The 14,557-nt window shown below is 62.7% G+C and carries 12 protein-coding genes; 9 read left to right on the top strand and 3 right to left on the bottom strand.

The window, feature by feature from the left end:
* The first annotated feature begins 1 nt into the window (after position 1).
* From murD to lpxC, 9 genes are all read left to right on the top strand, one after another.
* On the top strand, positions 2-1,348 hold the full coding sequence (murD, locus tag BLO80_RS12015; protein WP_092331859.1) for a UDP-N-acetylmuramoyl-L-alanine--D-glutamate ligase: 1,347 nt from the start codon (positions 2-4) through the stop codon (positions 1,346-1,348).
* Positions 1,345-2,562, top strand: a complete 1,218-nt coding sequence (gene ftsW, locus BLO80_RS12010) for a putative lipid II flippase FtsW (RefSeq protein WP_092204140.1) — start codon at positions 1,345-1,347, stop codon at positions 2,560-2,562. The genes murD and ftsW overlap by 4 nt, the downstream gene beginning before the upstream one ends.
* Positions 2,552-3,622 (top strand): undecaprenyldiphospho-muramoylpentapeptide beta-N-acetylglucosaminyltransferase, encoded by a 1,071-nt coding sequence (murG, locus tag BLO80_RS12005; RefSeq protein ID WP_092331862.1) that lies wholly within the window; start codon positions 2,552-2,554, stop codon positions 3,620-3,622. The genes ftsW and murG overlap by 11 nt, the downstream gene beginning before the upstream one ends.
* Positions 3,615-5,075, top strand: coding sequence for a UDP-N-acetylmuramate--L-alanine ligase (gene murC / locus BLO80_RS12000; protein WP_092204138.1), 1,461 nt, complete (start codon positions 3,615-3,617; stop codon positions 5,073-5,075). The genes murG and murC overlap by 8 nt, the downstream gene beginning before the upstream one ends.
* Entirely contained in the window at positions 5,072-6,037 is a 966-nt protein-coding gene (locus BLO80_RS11995) for a D-alanine--D-alanine ligase (protein ID WP_092204137.1), read from the top strand. Before murC ends, BLO80_RS11995 begins: the two co-directional genes overlap by 4 nt.
* Positions 6,038-6,040: 3 nt before the next feature.
* Positions 6,041-6,907: a cell division protein FtsQ/DivIB gene (locus BLO80_RS11990; RefSeq protein ID WP_092204136.1), complete on the top strand. Its 867-nt coding sequence runs from the start codon at positions 6,041-6,043 to the stop codon at positions 6,905-6,907.
* A gap of 15 nt (positions 6,908-6,922) precedes the next feature.
* Entirely contained in the window at positions 6,923-8,182 is a 1,260-nt protein-coding gene (ftsA, locus tag BLO80_RS11985; RefSeq protein WP_003205342.1) for a cell division protein FtsA, read from the top strand.
* A 98-nt stretch (positions 8,183-8,280) separates the two neighbouring features.
* Positions 8,281-9,474, top strand: a complete 1,194-nt coding sequence (gene ftsZ / locus BLO80_RS11980) for a cell division protein FtsZ (protein ID WP_072348503.1) — start codon at positions 8,281-8,283, stop codon at positions 9,472-9,474.
* Between the two features lie 112 nt (positions 9,475-9,586).
* Positions 9,587-10,498 (top strand): UDP-3-O-acyl-N-acetylglucosamine deacetylase, encoded by a 912-nt coding sequence (gene lpxC / locus BLO80_RS11975; protein WP_092331864.1) that lies wholly within the window; start codon positions 9,587-9,589, stop codon positions 10,496-10,498.
* 264 nt (positions 10,499-10,762) lie between these two features.
* On the opposite strand, the gene BLO80_RS11970 is transcribed toward lpxC, so the two are convergent.
* The 3 genes from BLO80_RS11970 to BLO80_RS11960 form a co-directional block, all read right to left on the bottom strand.
* Positions 10,763-12,259, bottom strand: coding sequence for a sensor domain-containing diguanylate cyclase (locus tag BLO80_RS11970; RefSeq protein ID WP_092331867.1), 1,497 nt, complete (start codon positions 12,257-12,259; stop codon positions 10,763-10,765).
* A 260-nt stretch (positions 12,260-12,519) separates the two neighbouring features.
* Positions 12,520-13,887, bottom strand: a complete 1,368-nt coding sequence (locus tag BLO80_RS11965; RefSeq protein ID WP_092331869.1) for a heavy metal sensor histidine kinase — start codon at positions 13,885-13,887, stop codon at positions 12,520-12,522.
* Positions 13,874-14,557: a heavy metal response regulator transcription factor gene (locus tag BLO80_RS11960; RefSeq protein WP_092331871.1), complete on the bottom strand. Its 684-nt coding sequence runs from the start codon at positions 14,555-14,557 to the stop codon at positions 13,874-13,876. The genes BLO80_RS11965 and BLO80_RS11960 overlap by 14 nt, the downstream gene beginning before the upstream one ends.

Genomic DNA, 14,557 nt, shown 5'->3' with positions numbered 1-14,557 from the left:
AGTGTCCCTGATCGCTTCTGACCACTTCCGCATCGTTGTCGGCCTCGGCAAGAGCGGCATGTCCCTGGTTCGCTTCCTGGCGAACCGAGGCGTGTCGTTTGCCGTGGCCGACACGCGGGAAAATCCGCCTGAGCTGGCCACGCTGCGCCGTGACTATCCCCAGGTGGAGGTGCGTTGTGGCGAACTGGATGTCGAGTTCCTGTGCCGCGCCGATGAGCTCTACGTGAGTCCCGGCCTGGCCCTGGCGACCCCGGCCCTGCAGGCGGCTGCGGCCCGTGGCGTGAAACTGTCCGGCGATATCGAGTTGTTCGCCCGTAACGCCAAGGCGCCGATCATTGCCATCAGTGGTTCGAACGCCAAGAGCACCGTCACCACCCTGGTGGGCGAGATGGCCGCGGCGGCCGGCAAGCGCGTCGCCGTGGGCGGCAACCTCGGCACCCCGGCCCTGGACCTGCTCAGCGACGACGTCGAGCTGTACGTGATGGAGCTGTCGAGCTTCCAGCTGGAAACCACCGACCACCTGGGCGCCGAAGTGGCCACCGTGCTCAACGTCAGCGAAGACCACATGGACCGCTACAGCGGCCTGCCGGCCTATCACCTGGCCAAGCACCGGATCTTCCGTGGGGCCCGGCAGGTGGTGTTCAACCGCCAGGACGCCTTGACCCGCCCGTTGCTGGGCGAGGGCATGCCGTGCTGGTCCTTCGGCCTGGGCGTTCCGGATTTCAAAGGCTTCGGCTTGCGCGAAGAGAATGGCGAGAAATACCTGGCCTTCGAATTCCAGAACCTGATGCCGGTGCGCGAACTGAAGATTCGTGGCGCCCATAACCAGGCCAATGCCCTGGCCGCGTTGGCCCTGGGACATGCGGTCGGCCTGCCGTTCGACGCCATGCTGTCGGCCCTGCGCACGTTTGCCGGTCTCGAACACCGCTGCCAGTGGGTGCGCGACCTCGATGGCGTGGCCTGGTACAACGACTCCAAGGCCACCAACGTCGGTGCCGCGCTGGCGGCCATCGAAGGGCTGGGGGCGGACATCGAAGGCAAGCTCGTGCTGATCGCCGGCGGCGACGGCAAGGGCGCCGACTTCAAGGACCTGCGCGACCCCGTGGCAGCCAACTGCCGTGCCGTGGTGCTGATGGGCCGCGACCGCGAATTGATCGCCCAGGCCCTCGGCGATGCCGTGCCGCTGGTTCGCGTCGGTTCGCTGGACGAGGCGGTGCAGCAATGCCGCGCGCTCGCGCACCCGGGCGACGCGGTGCTGTTGTCACCGGCCTGCGCCAGTTTCGACATGTTCAAGAACTATGAAGAGCGCGGGCAGCTGTTCGCCCGGGCCGCGGAGGACTTGGCATGAGCCTGATGAATATCATCAAGCCGTACCCGTCGCCGTTGATCACCGGACGTGGCATCGACCTGGATTTCCCGATGCTCGCCGGTTGCCTGGCCTTGCTGGGCCTGGGCCTGGTGATGATCACCTCCGCGTCGTCGGAAGTGGCCGCCGTGCAGTCGGGCAACACGCTTTATCACATGATCCGCCACCTGGTTTACCTGGTGATCGGCCTGGGCGCGTGCGTCGTCACCATGATGGTGCCGATCGCCACCTGGCAGCGCCTGGGCTGGATGATGCTGCTCGGGGCCTTCGGCCTGTTGGTGATGGTGCTGGTGCCGGGGATCGGCCGTGAGGTCAACGGCTCGATGCGCTGGATCGGCTTCAGCTTCTTCAACGTGCAGCCCTCGGAGATCGCCAAGGTCTTCGTGGTGATTTTCCTGGCCGGTTATCTGGTGCGTCGCCAGAAAGAAGTACGCGAGAGCTGGATGGGGTTCTTCAAGCCGTTCATCGTCTTGCTGCCCATGGCGGGCCTGCTGCTGATGGAGCCGGACTTCGGCGCCACGGTGGTGATGATGGGCGCCGCGGCGGCGATGCTGTTCCTCGGTGGGGTCGGGCTGTTTCGCTTCATCCTGATGGTGGCGTTGGCGGTGGCGGCCGTGACCGTGCTGGTTCAGGCGCAACCGTACCGGATGGCGCGCCTGATCACCTTTACCGACCCGTGGGCCGACCAGTTTGGTTCCGGTTATCAATTGACCCAGGCCTTGATTGCCTTCGGTCGCGGCGAATGGTTGGGCGTGGGCCTGGGCAACAGCGTGCAGAAGCAGTTCTACCTGCCGGAAGCCCACACCGACTTCGTGTTCTCGGTCCTGGCCGAAGAACTTGGGGTGGTGGGGTCCCTGTGCACCGTCGCCCTGTTCGTGTTCGTCTGTGTGCGCGGCATGTACATCGGCTTGTGGGCCGAGAAGGCCAAGCAGTTTTTCGCCGCGTACGTCGCGTATGGCTTGTCGTTCCTGTGGATCGGCCAGTTCCTGATCAACATCGGTGTGAACGTCGGCCTCTTGCCGACCAAGGGCCTGACGCTGCCGTTCCTCAGTTATGGCGGCAGTTCCCTGGTGATCTGCTGTGCCTGTCTCGGCCTGTTGCTGCGCATCGAATGGGAAAGTCGAACCCACCTGGGCAGCGAAGAGATGGAATTCCAGGAGAGCGACTTCGCCGAGGAGCCGACTCATGGGCGCTAACGTGCTGATCATGGCGGGCGGTACCGGTGGGCACGTGTTCCCGGCGCTGGCCTGTGCCCGGGAGTTCCAGGCACGGGGCTACACCGTGCACTGGCTGGGTACGCCGCGGGGGATCGAGAACGAACTGGTGCCTGGCGCCGGCCTCGAACTGCACCGGATCGATGCCAGCGGCCTGCGGGGCAAGGGCAAGTTGTCGTTGCTCAAGGCGCCGCTGATGCTGCTCAAGTCGATCTGGCAGGCGCGAGCGATCATTCGCCGGTTGCGCCCGGTGTGCGTGGTCGGGTTCGGTGGTTATGTGACCGGCCCTGGTGGCGTTGCGGCAAAACTGGCCGGTGTGCCGGTGATCGTCCACGAGCAGAACGCCGTGGCCGGTACCGCCAATCGGTTACTGGTGCCGTTGGCCGCCCGGGTCTGTGAAGCTTTTCCCGACACCTTTACCCTGTCGGGCAGCCGCCGCACCACGGGTAATCCGGTGCGTACCGAGCTGTTCCTGGAGACACCGCGCCCGGCCCTGGCTGGACGCAAGGCGCGTTTGCTGATCCTGGGTGGAAGCCTGGGGGCGGAACCATTGAACAAATTGCTGCCCGAAGCCTTGTCGCTGGTCGCTCCCGACCTGCGGCCGGACGTGTTCCATCAGGCTGGCAAACATCACGATGAAGTGACCGCCGAGCGCTACCGCGCCGCCGGTGTCGAGGCGCAAGTGCAGCCTTTCATCAAAGACATGGCCCAAGCCTATGGCTGGGCCGACCTGGTGGTCTGCCGCGCAGGCGCGCTGACCATCAGTGAACTGGCTGCCGCCGGTCTGCCCTCGATGCTGGTGCCTTTGCCCCACGCCATCGACGATCACCAGACCCGTAACGCCGATTATTTGGCCCGTGAAGGCGCTGCCTTCCTGATGCCGCAAAGAACGACTGGCGCCGCGGATCTTGCCGCCCGCCTGACAGAGGTTTTGATGCAGCCGCAACGACTTGAAGACATGGCCCGCGCCGCCCGCCGCCTGGCCAAACCCGACGCCACGGCCCAAGTGGTCGATACCTGCCTGGAGGTGGCCCATGGTTGAGAATCGCAAAGCCATGCCGCAACCGGAAATGCGCCGTATCCGCCGCATCCACTTCGTCGGTATCGGCGGCGTGGGCATGTGCGGGATCGCCGAGGTATTGCTGAACCTGGGTTACCAGGTCTCGGGTTCCGACCTGAAAGCTTCCCCGGTCACCGAGCGCCTGGAGTCCTTCGGCGCGCAGATCTTTATCGGTCACCGCGCCGAGAACGCCGCCAATGCTGACGTGCTGGTGGTTTCCAGCGCCGTGAACACCTCCAACCCGGAAGTCGCCACCGCCCTGGAACGCCGCATTCCCGTGGTGCCACGGGCTGAGATGCTCGCCGAGCTGATGCGCTATCGCCATGGCATCGCCGTCGCCGGTACCCACGGTAAAACCACCACCACCAGCCTGATCGCCTCGGTGTTCGCGGCCGGTGGCCTGGACCCGACGTTCGTGATCGGTGGTCGTCTGAATGCCGCGGGCACCAATGCCCAGCTGGGCACCAGCCGCTACCTGATCGCCGAAGCCGACGAGAGCGATGCGAGCTTCCTGCACCTGCAACCGCTGGTGGCCGTGGTGACCAACATCGATGCCGACCACATGGCGACCTACGACGGTGACTTCAACAAATTGAAGAAAACCTTCGTCGAGTTCCTCCACAACCTGCCGTTCTACGGTCTGGCGGTGGTGTGCCTGGACGACCCGGTGGTGCGTGAAATCCTGCCGCTGATCAAGCGTCCGACCGTGACCTACGGCTTTGGCGAAGACGCCGACGTGCGCGCCATCAACGTGCGCCAGCAAGGCATGCAGACGTTCTTCACCGTCTTGCGCCCTGATCGCGAGCCGTTGGACGTGTCGGTGAACATGCCCGGTAACCACAACGTGCTCAATTCCTTGGCCACCATCTGCATCGCCACCGACGAAGGCGTCAGCGATGAAGCCATCGTCCAGGGCCTGTCCGGCTTCCAGGGCGTGGGCCGGCGCTTCCAGGTCTACGGCGAACTGCCGGTGGAAGGCGGCAACGTGATGCTGGTGGACGACTACGGCCACCACCCGACCGAAGTCGCGGCGGTGATCAAGGCCGTGCGCGGTGGCTGGCCGGAGCGGCGCCTGGTGATGGTCTACCAGCCGCACCGCTATAGCCGCACCCGCGACCTGTATGACGATTTCGTCCAGGTGCTGGCCGACGCCAACGTGCTGCTGTTGATGGAAGTCTACCCGGCCGGTGAAGAACCGATCCCTGGGGCCGACAGCCGCCAGCTGTGCCACAGCATTCGTCAACGCGGCCAGTTGGACCCGATCTACATCGAGCGTGGCGTAGACCTCGCGCCGCTGGTCAAGCCGTTGCTGCGCGCCGGCGACATCCTGCTGTGCCAGGGTGCCGGTGACATCGGTGGCCTGGCCCCGAAACTGTTGAAAAGTCCGTTATTCGCCGGAGCAATCGTGGCCTCCAGCGAGGGGAAACTGAAATGACTGCTGCCTACGCCAACCTGGTCTCGACCCTCGATCCGAAAGCCTTCGGCCGCGTGGCCGTGCTGTTCGGTGGCAAGAGCGCCGAGCGCGAGGTGTCCCTCAAGTCCGGCAACGCCGTGCTGCAAGCCTTGCAAAGCGCCGGCGTCGACGCCTTCGGCATCGACGTGGGCGATGATTTCCTGCAGCGCCTGCTGAACGAAAAGATCGATCGCGCGTTCATCATCCTCCATGGTCGCGGCGGTGAAGACGGCAGCATGCAAGGCCTGCTCGAATGCCTGGGGATCCCCTACACCGGCAGCGGCATCCTGGCATCCGCCCTGGCGATGGACAAACTGCGCACCAAGCAGGTCTGGCACAGCCTCGGCATTCCGACGCCGCGTCACGCCGTGCTGGCGTCCGAGGCCGATTGTATTTCGGCGGCCACGGAACTGGGTTTCCCTTTGATCGTCAAACCGGCCCATGAAGGTTCAAGTATCGGCATGGCGAAAGTGAATTCGCTGCCTGAGTTGACCGCGGCATGGAAAGACGCCAGTTCCTACGATTCGCAAGTGTTGGTCGAACAATGGATCACCGGTCCCGAGTTCACCATCGCCACCCTGCGTGACCAGGTGTTGCCCCCGATTGCGCTGGGCACGCCCCACACGTTCTACGACTACGACGCCAAGTACATCGCCAACGATACCCAGTACCGCATTCCCTGCGGGCTGGACGCTGCCAAGGAAAAAGAACTGATGGACCTCACGGCCAAGGCCTGTGAGGCGCTGGGTATTGCCGGTTGGGGCCGGGCGGACGTGATGCAGGATGCCGATGGGCAGTTCTGGTTCCTGGAAGTCAACACCGCGCCCGGCATGACCGATCACAGCCTGGTACCGATGGCGGCCCGCGCCGCCGGTCTGGATTTCCAGCAACTGGTGCTGTCGATCCTGGCGGCCAGTGTCGGCACTCAAGAGCCAAGAGGTTAAGCCATGCAAGGCGCATCGCTTCGTCATCAGCCATCCGCACCCGGTCGCAAGCCGGTGCCGCGGGGTGCCAGCCGAATGGTGGCCAAGGAGCCGATGTCGGCGCGCTTGCCGAAAGCCAATTTTGGTTTTCTCAAGAGCCTGTTCTGGCCGGTGCTGCTGGTGGCGTTGGGGTTCGGTACCTATGAAGGCGCGCAACGGTTGCTGCCGTATGCCGACCGACCGATCGCCCGGATCAACGTCCAGGGCGACCTGAGCTACATCAGCCAGCAGGCGGTGCAGCAGCGGATCGCTCCGTTCGTCGCGTCGAGTTTCTTCACCATCGACCTGGCGGGCATGCGCACGGAGCTGGAGCAGATGCCCTGGATCGCTCACGCCGAAGTCCGGCGGGTGTGGCCCGACCAGGTGTCGATTCGCCTGGAAGAGCAACTGCCGGTGGCCCGTTGGGGCGACGAGTCGCTGTTGAACAACCAGGGCCAGGCGTTTACGCCGCGAGAACTGGCCAACTATGAACATTTGCCACAACTGTTCGGTCCACAGCGGGCCCAGCAGCAAGTGATGCAGCAATACCAGGTGTTGAGCCAGATGTTGCGGCCGTTGGGCTTCTCCATCGCGCGCCTGGAATTGCGTGAGCGCGGCAGTTGGTTCCTGACCACTGGCGCGGGCAGCTCGGGGCCGGGCATCGAGCTGTTGCTCGGGCGCGGCAACCTGGTGGAAAAGATGCGCCGCTTCATCGCCATCTATGACAAGACGCTTAAAGAAAAGATTACGAACATTGCGCGCATCGATCTGCGCTACGCCAACGGCCTGGCCGTTGGCTGGCGGGAACCTGTAGCGCCGACGACGGCCGAACCCGCCGTCGCGAAGAATTAAGAAGAGGCAGGACCCATGGCAAACGTGCAAAGCGGGAAAATGATCGTCGGTCTCGATATCGGCACTTCCAAGGTGGTGGCGCTGGTAGGCGAAGTCGCGGACGACGGCACGCTGGTCATCGTCGGGATCGGTACACATCCGTCCCGCGGCTTGAAAAAAGGCGTGGTGGTGAACATCGAGTCCACCGTGCAATCGATCCAGCGCGCCATCGAAGAGGCGCAGCTGATGGCCGGTTGCCGGATCCACTCGGCGTTCGTCGGCGTGGCGGGCAATCACATCCGCAGCCTGAACTCCCACGGCATCGTGGCGATTCGTGATCGCGAAGTCAGCTCCGCGGACCTCGAGCGCGTACTCGACGCGGCCCAGGCCGTGGCGATCCCGGCCGACCAGCGTGTGCTGCACACCCTGCCGCAGGATTACGTGATCGATAACCAGGAAGGCGTGCGTGAGCCCCTGGGCATGTCCGGCGTGCGCCTGGAAGCCAAGGTCCACGTGGTGACCTGTGCGGTGAACGCCGCGCAGAACATCGAGAAATGCGTGCGTCGCTGCGGCCTGGAAATCGACGACATCATCCTCGAGCAACTGGCCTCGGCCTACTCGGTACTGACCGACGACGAGAAAGAGCTGGGCGTGTGCCTGGTGGACATCGGCGGCGGCACCACCGACATCGCGATCTTCACCGAAGGCGCGATCCGCCATACGGCCGTGATCCCGATTGCCGGCGACCAGGTGACCAACGACATCGCCATGGCGTTGCGCACCCCGACCCAGTACGCCGAGGAAATCAAGATCCGTTACGCCTGCGCCCTGGCGAAGCTGGCCGGTGCCGGTGAAACCATCAAGGTGCCGAGCGTCGGCGACCGTCCACCGCGCGAACTGTCGCGCCAGGCCCTGGCCGAAGTGGTCGAGCCGCGCTACGACGAGCTGTTCACGCTGATCCAGGCCGAACTGCGTCGCAGCGGCTACGAAGACCTGATCCCGGCCGGCATCGTGCTGACCGGCGGTACGTCGAAGATGGAAGGCGCGGTCGAGCTGGCCGAAGAGATTTTCCACATGCCGGTGCGCCTGGGCGTGCCCCATGGCGTCAAGGGCCTGGATGACGTGGTCCGCAACCCGATCTATTCCACCGGCGTGGGCCTGTTGATGTACGGCCTGCAGAAACAGTCCGACGGAATCTCGTTTTCAGGGATCGGCAGCCGCGACAGCTACAGCAGCGACGAGCCGAAGGCGCCGCTGTTCGAGCGGCTCCAGGCTTGGGTCAAAGGCAACTTTTAAACAGTTTCAAAGCTTCACGCGGCAGGTTTCAGGCTTGGCGCTGGAAGACGCAGCAAACGCAGTAGGCGAAAAAACTAGAGAATGAAAGGAGAGGGAAAATGTTCGAACTCGTAGACAACATCCCCGCTAGCCCGGTTATCAAAGTAATCGGTGTCGGCGGTGGCGGCGGCAACGCTGTCAACCACATGGTCAAGAGCAACATTGAAGGCGTTGAGTTCATCTGCGCCAACACTGATGCCCAGGCGCTGAAATCCATCGGCGCGCGGACCATCCTGCAACTGGGCACTGGCGTAACCAAAGGCCTGGGTGCCGGCGCCAACCCTGAAGTCGGTCGTCAGGCCGCCCTCGAAGACCGTGAGCGCATCGCAGAAGTCCTGCAAGGCACCAACATGGTGTTCATCACCACCGGCATGGGCGGCGGCACCGGTACGGGGGCGGCGCCAATCATCGCCGAAGTGGCCAAGGAAATGGGGATCCTCACCGTTGCGGTGGTGACCCGTCCGTTCCCTTTCGAAGGCCGCAAGCGTATGCAGATCGCCGACGAAGGTATCCGTCTGCTGTCTGAAAGCGTCGACTCGTTGATCACCATTCCCAACGAGAAGCTGCTGACCATCCTGGGTAAAGACGCAAGCCTGCTGTCGGCTTTCGCCAAGGCTGACGACGTACTGGCCGGTGCCGTTCGCGGTATCTCCGACATCATCAAGCGTCCAGGCATGATCAACGTCGACTTTGCCGACGTACGGACGGTCATGAGCGAAATGGGCATGGCAATGATGGGCACCGGCTGCGCCAGCGGTCCGAACCGTGCTCGCGAGGCCACCGAAGCGGCCATCCGCAACCCGTTGCTCGAAGACGTGAACCTGCAAGGTGCGCGCGGCATCCTGGTGAACATCACCGCCGGTCCTGACCTGTCCCTGGGTGAGTACTCCGACGTGGGTAGCATCATCGAAGCCTTCGCTTCCGAGCACGCGATGGTCAAGGTCGGTACCGTTATCGATCCGGACATGCGCGACGAGCTGCACGTTACCGTGGTTGCCACCGGTCTGGGCGCGAAAATCGAGAAGCCTGTGAAGGTCATCGACAACACCGTTCACACCTCCATGGCTTCGCAACCGCAACAACAAGTGGCTGCGCGTCAGGAAGCGCCTGCGGTGAACTACCGTGACCTGGACCGTCCGACCGTCATGCGCAACCAGGCCCAGGCCGGTACCGCGACTGCCGCGAAGATGAATCCGCAAGACGATCTGGATTACCTGGACATCCCGGCTTTCCTGCGTCGTCAGGCCGATTGATGAAATGTATCAGGGGGATACGGGTGATTGGTGTTCAGCAAAGGTCTGGTCTGCTATCATCGCCAGCCTTTGTTGATACCAGTTCGCAATTTGCGCTGAAGCGGCCCATGCCATGATTAAACAACGCACCCTGAAGAATATTATCCGTGCCACAGGTGTCGGCTTGCACTCCGGCGAGAAGGTCTACCTGACCCTCAAGCCCGCGCCTATCGATACCGGCATTGTGTTTTGTCGTGCCGACCTCGACCCTGTGGTGCAGATTCCTGCTCGCGCGGAAAACGTTGGTGAAACCACTATGTCGACCACTCTGGTCAACGGTGACACCAAAGTGGATACGGTGGAGCATTTGCTCTCGGCCATGGCTGGCCTGGGCATCGATAACGCCTACGTCGAGCTCTCCGCGTCCGAAGTCCCGATCATGGATGGCAGTGCCGGACCCTTCGTATTCCTGATTCAATCGGCTGGCCTGGAAGAGCAGGACGCAGCCAAGAAGTTCATCCGCATCCTGCGGGAAGTGACAGTGGAAGACGGCGACAAGCGCGCCACTTTCGTCCCTTTCGAAGGTTTCAAGGTGAGCTTCGAGATCGATTTCGATCATCCGGTTTTCCGTGACCGCACCCAGAGTGCAAGCGTGGATTTTTCCAGCACTTCGTTCGTAAAAGAAGTCAGCCGCGCCCGTACCTTTGGTTTCATGAGTGATATCGAGTACCTGCGCAAGCACAACCTCGCACTCGGCGGCAGTGTTGAAAACGCGATCGTGGTCGATTCCGATGGTGTGTTGAACGAAGACGGCCTTCGTTATGAAGACGAATTCGTCAAGCACAAGATCCTCGATGCAATCGGCGACCTCTACCTGCTGGGCAATAGCCTGATTGGTGAGTTCAAGGGCTTCAAGTCCGGCCACGCACTGAACAACCAGCTGCTGCGCAAGTTGATTGCCCAGAAAGATGCTTGGGAAGTCGTGACGTTCGAAGACGCCAGCACCGCACCGATCTCTTACATGCGCCCTGTCGCGGCTGTGTAAGCAAAAAACCTCTCTAGTTTTTTAAGGGCTGCCTTCGGGTGGCCTTTTTTTATGGCCGGGTTTTCGTCGGGAGCCGGGAGCGATGAGGGAAACCTGTGGCGAGGGAGCTTGCTCCCGCTGGGGCGCGCAGCGGCCCTGAAATCTGGCGCCGCGGTGTATCAAACTCATTAGCCAGGGCCGTTTGGGGCTGCTTCGCAGCCCAGCGGGAGCAAGCTCTCTCGCCACAGAGAACACCATGTCCATAGCCTTTTGGGTGCTGCGGTGTTACATCGCGCAGACCACACGATTGCGTCCGCTGGCCTTGGCCTGGTACAGCGCCTTGTCCGCGGCGAACAAGAGTTGTTCGAGTTCGTTGTACGGTCCCTGGGTCCAAGTGGCGATGCCGATACTGACCGTCATGGGCGCTCCCCCCTCGGACACCGGTGGCAGTTGTTCGACCGCATCGCGAATATTCTGGGCCATGGTGAAGGCGCCAGCGGTGGTGGTCTCCGGCAGCACCACCGAGAACTCCTCACCGCCATAGCGCGCCGCCAGGTCGGCGGGGCGTCGGACATGCTGGCCGATCAATTGCGCCAAGGTGCGCAGGGCCTCGTCACCCTGTTGATGACCATGGCGATCGTTGAACGCCTTGAAATGATCGGCATCGATCATCAGCACAGACAACGGTTGGCCCGAACGTTGGGCGCGCAGCCATTCCTGCTGCAACGTCTCGTCCAGTGTCCGTCGGTTGGCCAGGCCCGTGAGGGCGTCGACGGACGCCAGTTGGGCCAATTCCCGTTCAGCTCTGTAACGGCGGCGCAATTCGCGGCGCAGCAGCCAGGTGAGCCAGAGCAAACCGATGCACAGCGCGCCGGTGGCACCGCTGACCAACAACGCTGTGCGTCGCCATGAGGCGAAGACCTCTTGGGAGGAGAGTGCTACCACGACGATCAATGGCAAGTCACCCACCTGGGAAAAGGTGTACAGGCGCGGCTTCTGGTCCTGACCGGACACGCTGGTGAAGCTGCCGTTGCCTTCGCGCAGGATGCGCACGAAGTTCGGCCGCTTACTGAAGTCCTTGCCCGTCAGGTCTTCTGCCAAGGGCGGTTCTTGCGCCAATAGAATGCCGTCTCGGCTGACCAGGTTGACTGTGCCGCCATGACCGATGTTCAGGCTCTTGAACAATTGGTTGAAGTAATTCAAACGCATCGCGGCCTCGGCCACGCCCATGAACTCTCCCTGGTCGTCGCTCAGTCGATAGCTGAAGCTGATACGCCAATCTTGCGCGTGACTCCTGGAACGGAACGGGCGACTGATCATCATGTCCAGGCTCGGGTCCTGGACATGGGACTGGAAATATTCCCGGTCGGCGTAATTGCCTTTGCGCGGTTCGACCGAGGCGGAGTCGGCGATGACATCGCCATGCTTGTCGAGCAGCAGGATGTCGCCTTTGTAGGGGGCGGCAGTGGCGCGGTCGAACAACGCCAGATGGCGAATCGCGGGCGAAACGTCTTTCAGGTCGTCGCGTTTGGCGGCGGCGACCAGACCTTGCAGCGACAGGTCGTAGAGCTCCACGTTGCGCAGCACATCGGCGTCAATCAATTGCACGATATTGGACGCCGCACGTGTCGCAGCCTGTTGTGCGGCGGCATGTTCGCGGATCAACAGAAACGTCACGATGCTCAGGATGGCAATGACAACCAGCGAGCTGGCCAGTACGAGTACCCGTTCCGAACGTCTCGAAAGCGGGGTGTTGCCGGGTGTCGCACTGCGCGCGCTCATGGTTCCGATGTCTGCATTGTCATGTGGCTGGGATCCGTCCCAAAGGATTGCAAACCGGCAATAAACCAGATGCTGGCCTTTTGCTGATTGTGCTTGGATCAATGAGAGCGGGCAATCAGTGTTTGCGCAATTACCCGGTAATTAATGAAAGCTGGGGGCGCGTTCGGACGGTATTCCGATTTTGCTACAGTTGGCTTTCGCCCAGCATTCATTGGCCTGGAAAGATCTGATGATGCGTACGAACCTATGGGGGAGGGGCGTCAGGCTGGCAAGCGGATCCCGAACGTGTTGGCACCCTGGTCGCTGCGCACGAACACATCGCCACCGTGCATCAGTGCAATGGCCTTGACGATGGCCAGCCCCAGCCCATGGTTGGCGCCACTGTTGCTGCGCGAGGCATCGACGCGATAGAACCGTTCGAACAGGCGTGGCAGATGCTCGCCGGCGATCGGTTCGCCGGGGTTGGTGACGGCGAGGGTGATCTGGTCGCCAAGGGCTTCGATGCGCACGTCGATCACTTGCCCGGGTGCGGTGTGCTGCACGGCGTTGCTCAGCAGGTTGATCAGCGCCCGCCGCAGGTGGGCGATCTCGATGTTGGCCTGGGCGTCGCCGCTGACCCGGACCTGGACCTGGGCATCTTCCAGAATGAAGTCCAGGTAATCGAGGGTGGTCGCCACTTCGCCGGCCAGGGATGCGCTGGTCAACTTGGTGGCCTTGCTGCCCTGGTCGGCGCTGGCCAGGAACAGCATGTCGTTGATGATCGAGCGCAGCCGCTCCAATTCCTCGAGATTCGATTGCAGCACTTCGAAGTAATGTTCAGCCGAGCGCCCACGGGTCAGCGCCACCTGGGTCTGGCCGATCAGGTTGGTCAGGGGCGAGCGTAATTCATGGGCGACATCGGCGTTGAACGACTCCAGCCGCGAGTAAGCCTGTTCGACCCGGTCCAGGGTGGCGTTGAAGGAACTGACGAACTGGCTCAGCTCCGGCGGCAAGGGCGACAGTTGCAAGCGCCCGGACAGGCGGGGTGGAGCCAGGCGCCGGGCTTCCTCGGACAGCTTGATCAGCGGTTTGAGACCGATGCGTGCGACCCAGTAGCCCAGCAACGAAGCCAGGAGTACGCCGACAATCGCCAGGCTCACTAGCGCCACCAACAGGCGATGCTGGGTCTGGTAGAAGGTCTCGGTGTCGATGCCGATCATGAAGCGCAGCGGCGGGCGTTGGTCCTTGGCCGGGAATTGGCTCACCAGCACTTTCATCGGGTAGTGCCGATGGGGCAACGTCAGGTCGCGTTTACCCAGCGGGCCTTGGGCAAAGGCGCGGATCTGCGCATCGGGATTGCCGTATTCAAAGCGCGGATCGTCGCTGACGACCCAGAAATGGATGCGCTTGTCTTCTTCGCCAAGCAATCGCAGCTTGTTGTTGATCTTCACCCAGTGTTCAGGCGTGCCGTAGCGGCCGACGGTGGACTCCAGGACACTGTAGCGGGCATCGAGCTCGGCTTCGGGCAACAGGCCCAGGCCCTTGCCGACCTGTTGGTACAAAGCGCCCCCGATCAACAGGAACACCAGCGCCGCCACCAGCGTGAACATGGCGCTCAAGCGCAGGGCGATGCTGTCAGGAACGCTCATCGCCGCGACTCTCCAGCACATAACCCATGCCGCGAATGGTGTGCAGCAACTTCTGTTCGAATGGCCCGTCGAGCTTGGCCCGCAAGCGTTTGATCGCCACTTCCACCACGTTGGCGTCACTGTCGAAGTTGATGTCCCAGACCATTTCGGCAATGGCGGTTTTCGAAAGAATTTCGCCCTGGCGGCGAGCCAGGACGCTGAGCAGGGAGAACTCCTTGGCGGTCAGGTCCAGGCGTTGGCCGGCGCGGGTGGCCTTGCGGCTGATCAGGTCGATCCACAGGTCGGCGATGCTCACCTGCACCGGTTCATGGCCACCGCTGCGGCGGGTCAGGGCTTGCAGGCGGGCCACCAGTTCGAGGAAGGAGAAAGGCTTGCCCAGGTAGTCATCGGCCCCGTCGCGCAAGCCCTTGATGCGGTCCTCGACCCGTTCCCGGGCGGTGAGCATGATCACCGGTGTCTGCTTGCGGGCGCGCAGGGCCCGCAGTACGCCGAAGCCGTCCAGGCCCGGCAGCATCACGTCGAGCACGATCACCGCATAGTCGCTTTCCAGGGCCAGGTGCAGCCCTTCGATGCCGTCCGGCGCCACGTCCACGGTGTAGCCCTGTTCGGTCAGGCCGCGGTGCAGGTAGTCCGCGGTTTTTTCTTCGTCTTCGATGATCAGAACGCGCAT

It is taken from the genome of Pseudomonas sp. NFACC56-3 (assembly GCF_900100025.1).
GTDB lineage: Bacteria > Pseudomonadota > Gammaproteobacteria > Pseudomonadales > Pseudomonadaceae > Aquipseudomonas > Aquipseudomonas fluorescens_AA.
Note: the sequence above shows the minus strand (reverse complement) of the source record. Positions and strands in the feature narration are given on the sequence as shown.

What these genes read in the sequence shown, in the direction of transcription:
- BLO80_RS11970 (WP_092331867.1), bottom strand. Translation starts at nt 12,259, where the DNA reads ATGAGCGCGCGCAGTGCGACACCCGGCAACACCCCGCTTTCGAGACGT.
- ftsW (WP_092204140.1), top strand. Translation starts at nt 1,345, where the DNA reads ATGAGCCTGATGAATATCATCAAGCCGTACCCGTCGCCGTTGATCACC.
- ftsZ (WP_072348503.1), top strand. Translation starts at nt 8,281, where the DNA reads ATGTTCGAACTCGTAGACAACATCCCCGCTAGCCCGGTTATCAAAGTA.
- murC (WP_092204138.1), top strand. Translation starts at nt 3,615, where the DNA reads ATGGTTGAGAATCGCAAAGCCATGCCGCAACCGGAAATGCGCCGTATC.
- ftsA (WP_003205342.1), top strand. Translation starts at nt 6,923, where the DNA reads ATGGCAAACGTGCAAAGCGGGAAAATGATCGTCGGTCTCGATATCGGC.
- BLO80_RS11965 (WP_092331869.1), bottom strand. Translation starts at nt 13,887, where the DNA reads ATGAGCGTTCCTGACAGCATCGCCCTGCGCTTGAGCGCCATGTTCACG.
- lpxC (WP_092331864.1), top strand. Translation starts at nt 9,587, where the DNA reads ATGATTAAACAACGCACCCTGAAGAATATTATCCGTGCCACAGGTGTC.
- BLO80_RS11995 (WP_092204137.1), top strand. Translation starts at nt 5,072, where the DNA reads ATGACTGCTGCCTACGCCAACCTGGTCTCGACCCTCGATCCGAAAGCC.
- BLO80_RS11990 (WP_092204136.1), top strand. Translation starts at nt 6,041, where the DNA reads ATGCAAGGCGCATCGCTTCGTCATCAGCCATCCGCACCCGGTCGCAAG.
- BLO80_RS11960 (WP_092331871.1), bottom strand. Translation starts at nt 14,557, where the DNA reads ATGCGCGTTCTGATCATCGAAGACGAAGAAAAAACCGCGGACTACCTG.
- murG (WP_092331862.1), top strand. Translation starts at nt 2,552, where the DNA reads ATGGGCGCTAACGTGCTGATCATGGCGGGCGGTACCGGTGGGCACGTG.